Consider the following 12,847-nt stretch of genomic DNA (forward strand, 5'->3'; position numbering starts at 1 on the left):
CCGCCGAATACGAAACCCTCTACCGCGCAGAAATCAAGTCAGCTACTCTCGCCCCAGCCACGTAACCCGGTCTCCAACAAACCCGGCGCGGTTCAAGGGGGAGATTGAACGGCCGCCTGGAGCGAACATGTTCACATCCCCGGTGTGCCCGATGGGGTGGGGAAGCAGAGGGAACGGCGGGGAGTCACGGGGAATGCGACCTGCGTGCTGAGCGGCGTCGTTGCAGGTTGAAGTTGCCGCGAAGGTCCGCGCTTGCCGAGGAAGACGAAGGCGTCGTCCGGTAGGACGCTCAGTGAGCCGCGCTGAGGGATTGTCGATCGCCCCGGCGGCTGGCCACGCAGCGGTGATCGTAGGGCTACATCCAACCCCCAGCCGGGTTGGTTCAGTCCAGCTCCACGCCGAGGAGGCGCTCCAGCCTCGGGAGCAATCACGAGATGACGGTCAAGACAGCTTCGGAGAGGCGGCGGTTCTGCGGAGGGCCGCCTCGTATTGCTGCCTGTCGAAGACAAAAGGACCAAGCGCCACGAGATCCCAGTTGGGACGGTGGCCGTTACGGAATCCAGACCAAGTGACGGTCTGCTCGGTTACCGCGACCTGGGCGGTCAACGGCCAGCTTTGAACAAGGCGTCTCAAGGGAGGAGCCTCCCCGAAATCGGTTCGCTCATCGAGGCGGTCGAGGCTCAGGGATGGCGATTGGAGCACATGGCCACCAGCGTCCTGCCGTCCGCCGTCAACCGCCGTAACAACATCACATGCTTGTTCCGCCGGAGTGAATGAGACCTGAGCGGCGGTGTCGTCGTAGCTGTGCCTTCGCAGCGCGTCGGTGATCTGCCGGCTACGCGAAGAAGGTCTGCTCCGCACCGGGCTGAACCTCGTCGCTGCGCGGAACCCGTAGGTCCAGTCGGACTGCGACGCGAGTGCCTGTCATCCGTACGTGCCTCCCACGTTGTAGTCATCGCCGGAGACGACGAGACGGAGATGACTGATGGACGACGGGTTCGCCAAGTACGTGGCGCATCGCCATCTACGGCTGTGCCGGATGGCGTACCTCCTCACCCGGGACTGGGGCACCGCCGAGGACCTGGTGCAGACGGCGTTGGCCAAGGCATGGGTGGCCTGGCGGCGGATCGAGGGCAACCCCGATCCGTACGTCTATCGCATCATCGTCAACACCCACGCCACCTGGTGGCGCCGGCTGTGGCGCGGCGAGGTGCCGGTCGAGACCCTGCCCGAGACGGCCGACCCGCAGGACCACGCGGCCGCCGTGGGGGACCAGGCGGCGCTGTGGAAAGCCATCGCCGCCCTGTCGCCCCGCCAGCGGGCGGTGATCGTCCTGCACTATTTCGAGGGACGGACGCTCACCCAGATCGCCGACATCATCGGCTGCTCGCTGGGCGCGGTCAAGAGCCAGCTCGGCAGGGCCCTGACGCGTCTGCGCGTCGATCCGGACATCCGCACCATGAACCTGGAGGAGCTCCAGCGATGAGGCACACGGAGAGCAACCTGCGCACGCTCCTGGACACGTACGCCCACGACGCGACCGGTAGGGAACCGGTCCCCCACCTCGATGCGATCATCCGCCGAGGCCGCCGGATGCGGCGGGCCCGACGTTCGCTGAACGTCGGGGTGCTGGCCGTCGCCATCGCCGCTGCCGTCATGCTGACGGGCCCCGACCGGGCCGACCAGGCCGCGGTGGCCCAGCCGCCCAGCTCGGCGCGGATCCAGACGCCCCCGGAACCGCCCGAGACGTACCCCGTAGTGCTGGGAGCCGAGAGGTTCACCCTTCCCCTCATCCACTCCCAGAGCTTCGGTACGACAGGCGTCCGCCGGACCGTGACGTTCACACCGACGAGCGCCTCCACCGGTTACAACGTGGTCTGTGCTGATCCCCGAGCCTGGGTCGTCGTCTCGGTCCCGCTCAAGGGTGGTGAATCGGGCGGCACGTCCGGGCGGTGCGGAGCCGGGGTGGGCGGCCACCACGACCGGCTGTCGGCGCCCGCCAAATGGCTCAAGCACCGGCAGACGATCCAGGTATGGGTCTTCCCCTCGGACGCCCCCGTCGTCAGGGTCGTCGAAGAACTCGGCCGCTGCCGGCCGTTCCAGAAGGGGGCGGCGTGCGACGAGCGGGCGGCCGGCGTCTCGCTTCCTCGCCCGGACGTGCTCGAACGCCTCTCGGCGGAGGTCGGTGAGCAGCCCGGCGAGTGGGCGGTCGGCGTCTACGACCGCCCGATCACCGCCCCCGCCACCGTCGATCGTTCCTGATCGCCGGACACGATGATGGCCGGCGTCCCGCCCGACAGGGGCACCGGACGAACGGGACCGCGACCCTCTACCTGGAGCCGGTCCCGGACGGCGGGCGGGACACGACGTGGCCGGCCGGCGTCTGTGCTCGGGTGATCGGGAGCGTGGTTGATCGCCGCGTCCACCGAATGTGGCCGGCAGCCGAACTTCCCGCGCACCTGCCCCGCCCACTAGGCTCCAGCCGTGATCACGGTTGTCGACTACGACCCCACATGGCCGGATCGGTTCGAGGCACTGCGCAGGGAGTACGCCAAGGCGTTGGCAGCCGCCGAAGTCGCCGTGATCTCCATCGAACACGTCGGCAGCACGTCGGTCCCCGGGCTGGCCGCCAAGCCGATCATCGACTGCGACATCGTGGTGGCCGAACAAGATGTCGCGGCCGCCACGGACGTCCTGATCGGCCTGGGGTTCTCGCCGTTGGGCGAGCGGGGGATCCCCCAGAGATGGGCGTTCAGGGAACCCGCACGACTCGCCGGGACCCACACCTACGTCATCGTTGACGGTTCGCTGTCGCTGCGCAATCACCTCGCGGTCAGAGACGTCCTGCGAACCAACTCGAGACTTCGCGACCAGTACGCCATGGTGAAGAAGCACGTCGCCGGGAACGCCGCCGACGGCGACGAATACGGGCGAGGGAAGAACGCGACGGTGCAGGCCATCCTCGCGGAAGCCGGTCTGACTGACGCTGAACGAGCATCGATGAATGACAACCAGGTGCCGTCACACGATGAGATTCCGAAGTGACATGCCCGGTCGCGAGCTTTCGTCGGGCTCGGCGTGAACACGCGAGGTCAGGTGTAGTCCGCGTACGCCAGGTGGATCCCGCAGTTGCGGCATCTGAACAGGTAGCCGGTCGGGTTTCCGTCTTTGTCGAGCGCGGCAAGGAATTCCTCCACCTGCCCGGAAGACCATCCGCCCGTGGATTGCTCGAAGCGCAGCATTTCCCGTGCGTCCGGGTAAGCGGCGAGTTCCGATGCCCCGACCGCGCCGAGGAAAGCGGCTCCGTCGCCACAATGGAACAGCCAACGGTTCCCCTGCCAAGTGGAGAAACCGGGGGTTCGGCGACTGATGACCTCGATCGCCTCCGTCGGGACGTCGCCTGGGGCGTCATACACGTCCACGAGGGTGGCATCGAAGCGGGTTGCGAGACTTCCGTCCGCGACGCACCAGGGGCAGGGCTCGCCGGCGAGAGATTCGACGCAGTAGACCGGCCCTGTATAGACGTAGCCTCTCTGTCTCTCACAGCACACACAGGCGGCATCAGAGGCCGTCACCGATCCCGTATTGAGCGGGTCAGGGTGATAGGCGAAATCGGGCAGCATGGCGGTAGCGTACGCGGGGCTCATGGGGGATCAGGGGCGCGGCGCCACGGGCCGGGCCCGTCCACCGGGCGCCATATCATGATTCGCTGTCTGTGCTGCTGAACTCTTTTGCTCTCGTCGTGCATGATGAGATGCTCTGCCGTGTGAATGAGCCCGATGACGCCGCCACCCCTGAAACCGCGACGGGTGACGCCCTGACTGTGAAGTCCCTGGGGAACGCCGCACTCATACTTGCAGCAGTGGTAATCGCTTTCGGTTTCATTCTCCAGAAAGAGCTCTCCACCAATGCTTTCCTCGGGTCGCTCATTTTCGCTGGAATCGGTGTCGGGCTTCGTATCGAAGCCGCGATTCGCCTGCGCGACTGATGGGCCGTCCCGCTTCAAGCCGCCTGTAGGTGTGGCACGGGGGCAGGTCAGCCGACGACGCCGCTCATGAGCGGTCCTTTCGCGATGTCCGGGGTCAGGAGCACGCCGGTCAGCCGGGCCGCGAGGAGCAGCGCTCCCGACGCCGACGACGGTGCTTCGGCACCGGTTCCGGGTCCGTCCTCGGGGGCGAGGCCCGACTCCCTCATCAGGTCGTTGAGGCGATCAGGATCGCTTCCGTGCCGCCATTCCGGGGTCTTGGGGTTGAAGTAGGTGATCAGCTCTCCGTCCACCGCGTCCGGCGAGCACGGTCTCCGGGGAGAGGCCGTCGTCCAGCAGCTCGTCATGGGTGAGCGGTCGGATGCTGTTCTGGTCAGCGCCCAGTCGGAGAAGCGCCTCCACCTCGCCGACCCCGCGTACGAAGGTCAGGCACCACAGATCGCCCAGCTCATCGTCCTCGGCCAGCCAGGCCACATCGGCGTAGGTGTACGCCATCCGCACCACCTCATCTGTTGATCGTCGTGCCATGAGCGTGCCAGAAGGAGCGGTCGGCAACGGTCGCTCAGACGTGCCCCCTCCGTCGCCGGCCGGGGGTGGGGCGCCGGTGCGTGCGTAAGGCCCGTACGCTCCGAATGTGGCCGATGTCGACCCCGGTGGGCTACCAGGAGCAGAGGGTTTCAGGACGGGCCCGCCTGCTCGGCGCGAGGGACGGGCAACGAGCGGGCTCCTGGGCCCAGCCCTGGTCAACCTCGCGCTCGGCGTGCCCGCGACCCTGCCGCTCGCTCTGGCACGGTGGCTGCTGACCGACTACCTGCCGATGGACTGCAGGAGCACGGAGGACCTTGCCAAACCGGTCCTGGTGAACTGCAACTACACGACGCTCGATCACGCGGGCATCGTCATGTTCCTCCTGGCGGTGACCGGGATCGTCATCCTGACGCTGGTGGTGGTGGTCGACGTGGTTCTCCCGGTCCGGCGCGGGCGGGGGCTTGCGGCACGGCTCGGCACGGCAGTGCTCATCCCCCTTCCGTTCGCGATCTGCCTGGCGCTGCTCTGACGCCGGGACCCGGGCTGTCCGTCGACGGGGGGTGCCCAGCCGAGGTCGGCGGCGAACCGCGGGCCCGAGTGGGCGAACCTGCCTCTCACCGATGGCCTGCTTCACGTGAGTTGTGAATGCCGACAAGCTCGGGCAATGTGGCCGTGATCATGCTGCTCAGCTGTGAGAGGCCGCCCATGTACGTGGTCTATCGATCCTGGAACCAAGGGTTGTTGGGGAAGTCGGTCCGGCGCCTGGCTGAGCCGACGGTGCTGGAGTGGGTCCGGAACGTTTGGAGTGCTGCCGCCGGTCAGGACCTCCATGACTGGCTCATGCGGGAGTTGGGTGCGGATCTCGATGGACTGCCCTGGCTCTTCTCGGAGGGCGGCCCGGCTCCCGAGACCATGCAGGAGCTCCGCACTCTTGCCAGAACGCGGATCCCGGACGTCTATCAGTGCAACGTCGACGAGCACAGCGTTCGCGTCCTCGCCAACGGGCTGGACTACGACGTGGCCTACTATCTCGTCGACGACGCCGCGGTCGCGGCGGCTCCGGAGCGGTGGGCCTTCGCCGTGCACGAGGGGCCGCTGCCCGAGGTCGTCGATCCCGTTGCGGGCGCCACGACGTTCACACCGCCCCTGCGGGTCACCGAGCTGACCGGCCGATCGCCTACGGGGGAAGGGTGCGTCTTCGCGGTACTGCTCACCTGCAAGGCGAGGCACGACAGCATCGGCTGGAATCCCACTCATGCGTTGCCCGGTGTGCGACTGCCGCAGTTCGGTGCGGCGCTACGGGACCTGGACGCCTCCACCGAGGAGTGGCCTGAAGAACTGGACGTGCTGCGCCTGCTGGTCGCACCCGGCGAGGACGGCATAGAGGCCGCGCTGGAGCGCTGCAGCCGATGGCCCGAGCACCCGCGGGGGTCGGGCGAGGAGCGTGCCCTGCCTGACTCGCATGCCGAAGCGGTGCGGCTCCTTGCGGCCGATCAGGAAGGGACCGTCGTCCGGACCGGTGAACACGTGGCCCAGATGTTCGTCCACGGCGGCGACGGGACGTACGAACAGTGGTTCTTCTTCGACGACCGGTGGGCCGGCGCCCACCCTGAGCTCGCCGCGTCGCTGACCTGGTTCGCCTACCACTGGGATCCGCTCTGCTCAGGTGGTCACCTGTACCTCACTCCGTGCGCCGACAACCGGGTCCGGTACGTCGTCGTAGTGGAGGACGACGGCCAGACGCACGTACGACAGGCGCAACCCCACGACGAACCACGGGTGTGGGACCTTCGCCGCTGGTCCTACGAGAAGCGGCCGCCGGGCGATCTGGTGGCCGGAGAAGTGCTCGGCACGGTGGAGATCCAGTTGCAGCAGCCGTCACCGGACACGTGCAGGTTCACCGAGTTCAAGGTCACCCGCAGCCGCCATGGGCAGGCGGTCGCCAACTTGCTCGGCCGGCACGTCCGCCAGGATCTGCAAGGGGCCGGTATCAGCCGCACCACCGGTTGGCTTCCCGTGAACAGCCTGTATCTGCATGGTCGCCGTTTCCTGCGGGTGCTCGGCCGCACTCGTGAAGGCTCTGACGGGGCTCATGTCCTGATCGGCGAGTGACGCATGGCCCGCCTCCGGTGCGGGGCCGGAGGCGGGCGTGGTGGGCGGGGGTGGGATCGCAGTCAGGCGGGGAGCAGGCCGATGGCTGCCTTGGTCTGGCGGATCTTGGCGCCGGCCAGGTCGCGGGCTCGTTCGGCGCCGGACCGCAGGGCCTTCTGGACGTGGCCGGGGTCTTCCGACAGGTGCAGGTAGCGGTCGCGGATGGGGGCGAGGGTGGTCACCACCGCGTCGGCCACCGCCTCCTTGAGCTCGCCGTAGCGGTCGAACCGGGACGCCAGGTCCTCGGGGGCGCGGCCGGTGCAGGCGGCCAGGATGGCCAGCAGGTTCGAGACGCCGGGTTTGCGGTCGGGGTCGTACGCGACCGTGTTGTCCGCGTCGGTGACCGCGCGCATCACCTTGCGCCGCAGCACGTCGGGCTCGTCGAGCAGGCGCAGGACGCCGCCCGGCGTGGCGGCCGACTTGCTCATCTTGTCGGCGGGGGCGGTCAGGTCCATGAGACGGGCGGCCACCGGCGGGTTGACCGTCGTGGGCACGGTGAAGACAGGGGCGTACCGGGTGTTGAACCGCTGGGCGACGGTTCTGGCCAGCTCGACGTGCTGGCGTTGGTCCTCACCGACGGGGACCTCGTCGGTGTCGTACAGCAGGATGTCGGCGGCCATGAGGATCGGGTACGTCAGCAGCGACATGCGGACCTGCTGCTGGCGGCCGGACTTCTCCTTGAACTGGATCATCCGCTGGGCCTCGCCGTAGCCCGTGGTGCATTCGAGCAGGTAGTGCAGTTCGGTGTGCTCCGGGACGTGCGACTGGACGAGGAACAGACAGGACTCGGGGTCCGTGCCGGCGGCCAGCAGCAGGGTGGCGAACTCCAGAGTTCGCCGGTGCACCTGGGTGGGGTCGTGGTCCAGGGTGAGCGCGTGCAGGTCGGAGATGAAGACGACGGTGTCCGTGGTGGTCTGTCCGGCGATGATCGGGGCGATGGCGCCGAAGTAGTTGCCGAGGTGCAGGTCGCCGGACGGCGTGAAACCCGTGAGACGTCGTGGCATCGGTGGAGCTCCCTCAGGTCGGGAGCCGCCTCTCGTCCTGGATCGGCCGAGGGATGAGGACACCGACGGGCCGCCCGGGACTGGGCGGCCGCTGTGTCAGGTCTGCGCGGATGAGCAGTGCCGCCCTGTTAGGGGCGCCACCAACCGAGAAATGAGTGGATCATCCGCATGACGCATACCGTACCACCCGGTTTGGAACGGGCGGTCCGCTGGTCGATGAGTATGGTTAAACGTCTGGTGGTTTGGTGGGTTGGTCCGGGATCATGTGCCCGTGGCGATGCGCCTGGAGATAGGGCAGTTCGTGCTCGCCGTGAAAGGCGTGTGGGCGCGGACTCCTGGTTATCTGCTGGGAACGGTCACGACCCTTTTCGGGGTGCTGGTCGCCACTCAGGCATGGGCCATGGGCGAATGGGCCAAGAATGGCCCGCCCGGGATAGGCGATCCGGACGGCGAAAACGGCTTGGCGTTTCTGGCCACCGCTTCCGGTGCGGTGACGACGGTCGTCGGCCTGTCCATCTTGATGGTGCGATGGTCCGGCTACGACTCCCGGACCGCGCCGGTACGCCGGCGACGCCCCCGCAGCAGGACTGGTTCGTGGAAACAAGGAGTTCGGTGAAGCGCTGGTCATGGCGGTTGCTGTTCGCGGTTGTGTTGGCGTTCTCGGGAATGGCGGGGCAGGCCGAGGCCGGGCCCGTTCCCGAGAGCGATGTCGGCGATGACCAGGAGATCGCGGTCTTCCTGTGCGCGCCGACCGTGTCCAGGTGTGACAAACGGCATGCGACGGCGAGACAGCGGCGCGACATGGAGGCTTTCCTGAACTCCACGCCTGGCGTGACCGAGGTCAGGTTCGTGAGCCGGGCGGCGTCCTATGCGGAGTTCCGGCGGGAGTTCGCCGGTCAGCGGAAGATGCTGGACGAGGTGCGGGCCAAGGACATGCCGGAGTCGTTCTGGATCCGGGTCTCCGAGGTGGCTGATCGGGCTCACATCGTGAATGCGGCCGATCGGCGGCCCGGGGTCGGGCTGGTGGTCGATCAGCTGGAGACCCGTCGCGTGACCCGGCCGGACTGGAGTGTGGAAGTCTCCGTGTTCCTCTGCACGGGCGATTCCTCCTTGCCCGAGTGCCGGCACGGGCGGGGAGGGGCGAACAAGAAAGCCGCCACCGCCAAGGAGAAGAAGGCGATCGTCGCCGTCATCGAGCGGATTCCCGGCCTCGAATCGTATGAATACGAGGACCAGAAGACGGCCTATCGCCACTTCGTCGAGACGTACGCGGACAATGAGACGTTGATCGCGGCTACCAGGGTGTCGGACATGCCCGAGTCGTATCGGCTGTCGATACAGCCGGAGGTGAACCGCGGTCCCTGGCGTCACCGTCTCGCGAAGATGCCGGGGGTCAGCCAGGTGGGGGACCACGAGTGCGTGTCGCAAGGGGCGCGGCTCTGGTCCGAGTACGGGCTGCAGGACGTCGAAGCCCGAACCCGGGAATGCGAGTAGCAGCGTCGACGCGCGAGCGTTCTGTTCAAGACCGGGGGGCGGCGTACGGCTGAGACTGCGCTCATGTCGCAACAGACCTTCACCCCAGCCCTCGGACGGCTGAAGTTCACCCGCCTGTACGACCCGGTCGTCGCTCTGACGCGGGAACGCCTGTGGCGCAGCCTGGTGGCCATGCACGTCGCCCCCAGACCCGACGACACGATCGTGGACGTCGGCTGCGGCACCGGTTCGCAGGCCATGCTGCTCCACCGCCTCGAACCGCGGGCCCGGATCGTCGGCGTCGACCCCGATCCGGAAACGCTGGCCCAGGCGCGGCGCAAGAGCAGGGCGAACGGCACGGCCCCGGAATGGCGGCTCGGCATGGGGGACGCGCTGACCGGCCTGCTGGGGCCGGGTTCGGCCGACACGGCGGTGTCGAGCCTGGTCCTCCACCAATGTCCGCTGCCGATGAAACGCGCGATCCTCGCCTCGATGCACGCCGTGCTGCGGCCGGGCGGCAGGCTGGTGATCGCCGACTACGGGTGGCAGCGGACGGCGTCGATGCGGCTGGCGTTCCGTGTCGTGCAACTGGCCGACGGGGTGCGGGACACGCAGCCCAACGCGGACGGCGTGCTGCCGGAGCTGATGACCGACGCGGGGTTCGCGGACGTCCGCGAGGCGGAGGTCGTGCGGACGGTGACCGGCTCAATCTCCGTCTACGTCGCCGACCGCGGCTGACCGGCGCAGCAGCGGCAGCACGGTCGCCGGCGTGAGCCCCAGCATGTCGCGCAGCTGCCGGTGGAAGTGGGCCTGGTCGGCGAAGCCGCCGTCGAGCGCCGCCTCGGCGATCGAGCGGCCGTCGGCCAGGGCGCGGGCCGCGCGGGTGAGCCGCCGCCAGATGCGCCATCGGGCGAGCGGCATGCCGAGTTGCAGCCGGGCCAGCGCGCGCAGGCGTTGGGGGGAGAGCCCGGCCTGCGCGGCCGCGTCGGCGACAAGGAGGTTGCGCGACGTCAGCACCTCCATCGCCACCACCAGGCGCGGATCGAGCGCCCCGGACGGCCGAGGCGACGCGACGAGACGGAAGTCCTCCTCGCGGAGGGCATGCAGGTCGGCGGCCACGGTGATCACACCGCCGGCGGACGAGGCGCCGGGCTCGGAGGCGCAGCGGTCGCGCAGGGCGGACGCGTACGAGCACTGCGGCTCGACGAACCAGATGCGGACGTGCGGCGCCCCGGGCATGCGGTGCCGGACCATGGGCGGGATGATCAGGGCCGGGCCGCGATGACACGTGCCCCGCTCGTCGATGACGGCCACCTCGCCCGCCACGGCGGCCGTCACCTGGTACGCGGCGTGACGATGGAGCGAGTTGTCCGCCGACGGCCCCTGGTACGACGCGTACCCCTCACCGATGAAGAACCGGCTCGTCATTCCTCACCCCCTCTGCCGGACCACCGCCCATCGTGCCGGAGATCAGGACCCGGGGGATCAGCTCCACGTGGCGCGCTTGAGCACGCCGGCCAGCCCGTAGGTGTTCCAGGCGTCCACCACCAGGATCCTGGACTGCGGCAGGAACCACTCCTTCTCGTTCCACCTGGCGGTGGTGCGGCCGGTGTCGTTCGTCACGCAGCGGTTCGGCCAGGTGGTGTACTTCGCCTTGTGCCCGGCGCCCATCGGCCGCAGCCCGCGGTAGGACGCCTTCTCGCCGGGATACCAGCTCAGGTTGGAGTTGAACGGGCACGGGATCACCCCGCTGAACGGATGGAACTGCTGCTTGCCCGTGTACGTGACGGAACCGCCGCCGACCGGCACGTTCGTGTAGTCCTTCGGCCCGAAGATCCAGAAGCCCTCGCAGTCGGGCGCGAACGGCTCCGGCTTCTTGCACAACAACCCGGTCACCACCACGACGTGGTCGCCCGACCGGTACACCCTCCAGTCGGCGGGGATCCGCAGCGTCATGCCGCGGAAGGAGAGCGTCTTCCCGGCGGAGGAGGCCGAGGCGAGGGACGCGGTCGCGGGCAGCACGGTGGCGGAGGCAGCGGTCAGGGCGGCGAGGAGGAGAGGGATCTTTCTCATGGTTCGGGAAGGTACGCAGCCCCACTTGCGGAGGGCTGGCCATCTACTTGGAGGAGGTCCGTCGTGGGTGGGTATGGGGTAAAGCATGATCTTCCTGAGACGGGCCGCGCTGATGGCCGTCCTCGCCTTTCTGGTCATCCCGATCACCGAGGTCGTCGCCGCGCCGCAGCCGGCCGCGGCGCAGTCCGGCGCGCGCACCCAGGCAGGCGCCGAGGCCAGTACGGCGCGGGCCCGGCGCATGCTGGCCCAGCTACGGGTCGCCAGGCCCTTATCCCTGCGCGGCTACACCCATCGCCGGTTCCAGCCCAAATGGGGACGTCACAAGGGAAGGTGTGACGTACGCGAGACCGTCCTGGCCCGGGACGGGCGGCGGGTGCGCAGGAACGCGGCCTGCCATCCGGTCAAGGGCGTCTGGTACAGCCCGTACGACGGCAGGCGGCTGAAGAGCGAGCGCCTGGTGGACGTCGACCACGTCGTCCCGCTGGCCTACGCCTGGCGCTCCGGCGCCAAGAGGTGGAGCCAGGCGCGGCGGCGGGCCTTCGCCAACGACCTCACCCGTCCTGAGCTGGTCACCGTCAGCCATTCGGCCAACATCGCCAAGGGCGGGCAGGGGCCGCAGAGCTGGCGTCCGCGCCGCCGCGCCTACTGGTGCCGCTACGCGACCTCGTGGATCACCGTGAAACACCACTACCGCCTGTTCGTGACGCGCAGCGAGCGCGTGGCGCTGTCCAACATGCTGCGCACCTGCGGCCGCTGACCGCCCGTGCATCCGGCCGGCCGTACGTTCACGCCTGGCCGGGAGCGAGCAGTTCCTTGAGCGCCCGAGCCGTCGCGCGCGGGAAGGCCGTGTTGCCGTTGTGGCCGCCCGGCAGCGTGACGGGCTCGGTGCCGAGCAGCTCCGCCAGCGCGAGCGCGCAGCGGTAGGTGTGCACCGAAGGCCGGGTGGCACGGCCGATCGCCGGGATCACCCGGGTCCCGGTGCCCACCGTCTCCGCCGGGGCGAGGTCGTCCTCCATGACGGCTGTGAACTCCGTCCCGATGAAGAACCCGAAGTTGGCCTGCCGCCTGGCCGTGAGCGGCTGCGGGGTGAGCCCGTCCTCGCTTTCGTCGTGGGCCGGGTCGATGCCGAGGTGCCGGGTGATCGCGGGGACGGCCGCGGCCAGCCCCCCTTCCGCGTGCGCCCGCTGGATGGCCGCCAGCTCGGCCACGTGCTCGGCGCGGCCGGCGGCGGGCAGCAGGTTCGGCAGCACGGGCTCGTGCGCGATCAGCGTGCCGAGCACGCCGGGGTGGCGGGCCGCGACCCGCAGGCCGATCGCGGCCCCCATGCTGAACCCGGCCATCAGGGCGGGCCCGTCGGCGACCTCGGCGAGCAGCCGCGCGACGTCGTCGGCGTGGTCGGCCATGGTGACGGGCGGCGCGGCGGGGTCGAGGGTGCTGCGTGACAGGCCGCGCCGGTCGTAGGTGACGACGGTGAAGGCGTCGGCCAGGAGCGGCACGAGGTCGGCGGTGCGGTCGGCGTCGCCCTCGCCGCTCTGCGACAACAACAGGACCGGGCCGCTGCCCTCGACCTGGAAGTGAAGGGTGGCGCCTGGGACGGGAAGGGCGTTCATGTGGGTCTCCTCCGTGAGAGAAA

Annotated in this window: 17 protein-coding genes; 11 read left to right on the forward strand and 6 right to left on the reverse strand. The window is 69.0% G+C overall.

The features are described from left to right. Positions 1-985 precede the first annotated feature (985 nt). From ABZ459_RS41130 to ABZ459_RS41140, 3 genes are all read left to right on the forward strand, one after another. The gene (locus ABZ459_RS41130; protein ID WP_357982814.1) at positions 986-1,486 is read left to right on the forward strand and encodes a SigE family RNA polymerase sigma factor; all 501 of its coding nucleotides are present in this window, start codon (positions 986-988) and stop codon (positions 1,484-1,486) included. Further along, positions 1,483-2,262 (forward strand): hypothetical protein, encoded by a 780-nt coding sequence (locus ABZ459_RS41135; RefSeq protein WP_357982817.1) that lies wholly within the window; start codon positions 1,483-1,485, stop codon positions 2,260-2,262. Before ABZ459_RS41130 ends, ABZ459_RS41135 begins: the two co-directional genes overlap by 4 nt. 222 nt (positions 2,263-2,484) lie before the next feature. After that, entirely contained in the window at positions 2,485-3,045 is a 561-nt protein-coding gene (locus ABZ459_RS41140) for a GrpB family protein (RefSeq protein WP_357982819.1), read from the forward strand. A gap of 47 nt (positions 3,046-3,092) precedes the next feature. Here ABZ459_RS41140 and ABZ459_RS41145 read toward each other — a convergent pair whose 3' ends face one another. Continuing rightward, positions 3,093-3,623 carry a CbrC family protein gene (locus ABZ459_RS41145; RefSeq protein WP_357982822.1) on the reverse strand — a complete coding sequence of 177 codons (531 nt, stop codon included), beginning with the start codon at positions 3,621-3,623 and terminating at the stop codon, positions 3,093-3,095. A 92-nt stretch (positions 3,624-3,715) separates the two neighbouring features. Between ABZ459_RS41145 and ABZ459_RS41150 the strand changes: the two genes are divergently transcribed. Beyond that, the gene (locus ABZ459_RS41150; protein WP_357982825.1) at positions 3,716-3,988 is read left to right on the forward strand and encodes a hypothetical protein; all 273 of its coding nucleotides are present in this window, start codon (positions 3,716-3,718) and stop codon (positions 3,986-3,988) included. A 47-nt stretch (positions 3,989-4,035) separates the two neighbouring features. Here the strand turns inward: ABZ459_RS41150 and ABZ459_RS41155 are convergent, their stop codons facing one another. After that, on the reverse strand, positions 4,036-4,278 hold the full coding sequence (locus ABZ459_RS41155) for a DUF6461 domain-containing protein (protein WP_357982828.1): 243 nt from the start codon (positions 4,276-4,278) through the stop codon (positions 4,036-4,038). On the opposite strand from ABZ459_RS41155, the gene ABZ459_RS41160 reads away from it, so the two are divergent. The 3 genes from ABZ459_RS41160 (at position 4,259) to ABZ459_RS41170 (ending at position 6,625) form a co-directional block, all read left to right on the forward strand. After that, positions 4,259-4,501 carry a hypothetical protein gene (locus ABZ459_RS41160; protein WP_357982831.1) on the forward strand — a complete coding sequence of 81 codons (243 nt, stop codon included), beginning with the start codon at positions 4,259-4,261 and terminating at the stop codon, positions 4,499-4,501. The genes ABZ459_RS41155 and ABZ459_RS41160 overlap by 20 nt on opposite strands. A 118-nt stretch (positions 4,502-4,619) precedes the next feature. Beyond that, complete coding sequence (locus ABZ459_RS41165; protein ID WP_357982834.1) at positions 4,620-5,042, forward strand: hypothetical protein; 423 nt, start codon at positions 4,620-4,622, stop codon at positions 5,040-5,042. A gap of 143 nt (positions 5,043-5,185) precedes the next feature. After that, positions 5,186-6,625: a hypothetical protein gene (locus ABZ459_RS41170; protein WP_357982836.1), complete on the forward strand. Its 1,440-nt coding sequence runs from the start codon at positions 5,186-5,188 to the stop codon at positions 6,623-6,625. 62 nt (positions 6,626-6,687) lie between these two features. Here the strand turns inward: ABZ459_RS41170 and trpS are convergent, their stop codons facing one another. After that, positions 6,688-7,668 carry a tryptophan--tRNA ligase gene (trpS, locus tag ABZ459_RS41175; protein ID WP_357982838.1) on the reverse strand — a complete coding sequence of 327 codons (981 nt, stop codon included), beginning with the start codon at positions 7,666-7,668 and terminating at the stop codon, positions 6,688-6,690. 271 nt (positions 7,669-7,939) lie between these two features. On the opposite strand from trpS, the gene ABZ459_RS41180 reads away from it, so the two are divergent. The 3 genes from ABZ459_RS41180 (at position 7,940) to ABZ459_RS41190 (ending at position 9,879) form a co-directional block, all read left to right on the forward strand. Next, a complete protein-coding gene (locus ABZ459_RS41180) occupies positions 7,940-8,284 on the forward strand; it encodes a hypothetical protein (protein WP_357982841.1) in 345 nt (114 codons plus the stop codon). Continuing rightward, positions 8,281-9,162, forward strand: coding sequence for a permease-like cell division protein FtsX (locus ABZ459_RS41185; protein WP_357982843.1), 882 nt, complete (start codon positions 8,281-8,283; stop codon positions 9,160-9,162). Before ABZ459_RS41180 ends, ABZ459_RS41185 begins: the two co-directional genes overlap by 4 nt. A 63-nt stretch (positions 9,163-9,225) precedes the next feature. Next, a complete protein-coding gene (locus ABZ459_RS41190; RefSeq protein WP_357982846.1) occupies positions 9,226-9,879 on the forward strand; it encodes a methyltransferase domain-containing protein in 654 nt (217 codons plus the stop codon). On the opposite strand, the gene ABZ459_RS41195 is transcribed toward ABZ459_RS41190, so the two are convergent. Together ABZ459_RS41195 and ABZ459_RS41200 are read right to left on the reverse strand one after the other, a co-directional pair. Further along, complete coding sequence (locus ABZ459_RS41195) at positions 9,847-10,569, reverse strand: helix-turn-helix domain-containing protein (RefSeq protein WP_357982849.1); 723 nt, start codon at positions 10,567-10,569, stop codon at positions 9,847-9,849. The two genes, ABZ459_RS41190 and ABZ459_RS41195, sit on opposite strands and share 33 nt — an antisense overlap. Positions 10,570-10,626: 57 nt before the next feature. Beyond that, positions 10,627-11,214, reverse strand: coding sequence for a hypothetical protein (locus ABZ459_RS41200; RefSeq protein WP_357982851.1), 588 nt, complete (start codon positions 11,212-11,214; stop codon positions 10,627-10,629). A gap of 85 nt (positions 11,215-11,299) precedes the next feature. Between ABZ459_RS41200 and ABZ459_RS41205 the strand changes: the two genes are divergently transcribed. Continuing rightward, a complete protein-coding gene (locus ABZ459_RS41205; protein ID WP_357982854.1) occupies positions 11,300-11,971 on the forward strand; it encodes an HNH endonuclease family protein in 672 nt (223 codons plus the stop codon). Positions 11,972-11,999: 28 nt separating this feature from the next. On the opposite strand, the gene ABZ459_RS41210 is transcribed toward ABZ459_RS41205, so the two are convergent. Continuing rightward, positions 12,000-12,824 (reverse strand): alpha/beta hydrolase, encoded by an 825-nt coding sequence (locus ABZ459_RS41210; RefSeq protein ID WP_357982857.1) that lies wholly within the window; start codon positions 12,822-12,824, stop codon positions 12,000-12,002. Between the last annotated feature and the right edge of the window lie 23 nt (positions 12,825-12,847).

The organism is Nonomuraea sp. NPDC005692, assembly GCF_040631115.1.
Classification (GTDB): Bacteria; Actinomycetota; Actinomycetes; order Streptosporangiales; family Streptosporangiaceae; genus Nonomuraea.

Excerpts from the sequence above, each read along its gene's own strand:
- ABZ459_RS41130 (WP_357982814.1), top strand. The coding sequence starts at position 986 with ATGGACGACGGGTTCGCCAAGTACGTGGCGCATCGCCATCTACGGCTG.
- ABZ459_RS41135 (WP_357982817.1), top strand. The coding sequence starts at position 1,483 with ATGAGGCACACGGAGAGCAACCTGCGCACGCTCCTGGACACGTACGCC.
- ABZ459_RS41145 (WP_357982822.1), bottom strand. The coding sequence starts at position 3,623 with ATGCTGCCCGATTTCGCCTATCACCCTGACCCGCTCAATACGGGATCG.
- trpS (WP_357982838.1), bottom strand. The coding sequence starts at position 7,668 with ATGCCACGACGTCTCACGGGTTTCACGCCGTCCGGCGACCTGCACCTC.
- ABZ459_RS41190 (WP_357982846.1), top strand. The coding sequence starts at position 9,226 with ATGTCGCAACAGACCTTCACCCCAGCCCTCGGACGGCTGAAGTTCACC.
- ABZ459_RS41195 (WP_357982849.1), bottom strand. The coding sequence starts at position 10,569 with ATGACGAGCCGGTTCTTCATCGGTGAGGGGTACGCGTCGTACCAGGGG.
- ABZ459_RS41200 (WP_357982851.1), bottom strand. The coding sequence starts at position 11,214 with ATGAGAAAGATCCCTCTCCTCCTCGCCGCCCTGACCGCTGCCTCCGCC.
- ABZ459_RS41205 (WP_357982854.1), top strand. The coding sequence starts at position 11,300 with ATGATCTTCCTGAGACGGGCCGCGCTGATGGCCGTCCTCGCCTTTCTG.
- ABZ459_RS41210 (WP_357982857.1), bottom strand. The coding sequence starts at position 12,824 with ATGAACGCCCTTCCCGTCCCAGGCGCCACCCTTCACTTCCAGGTCGAG.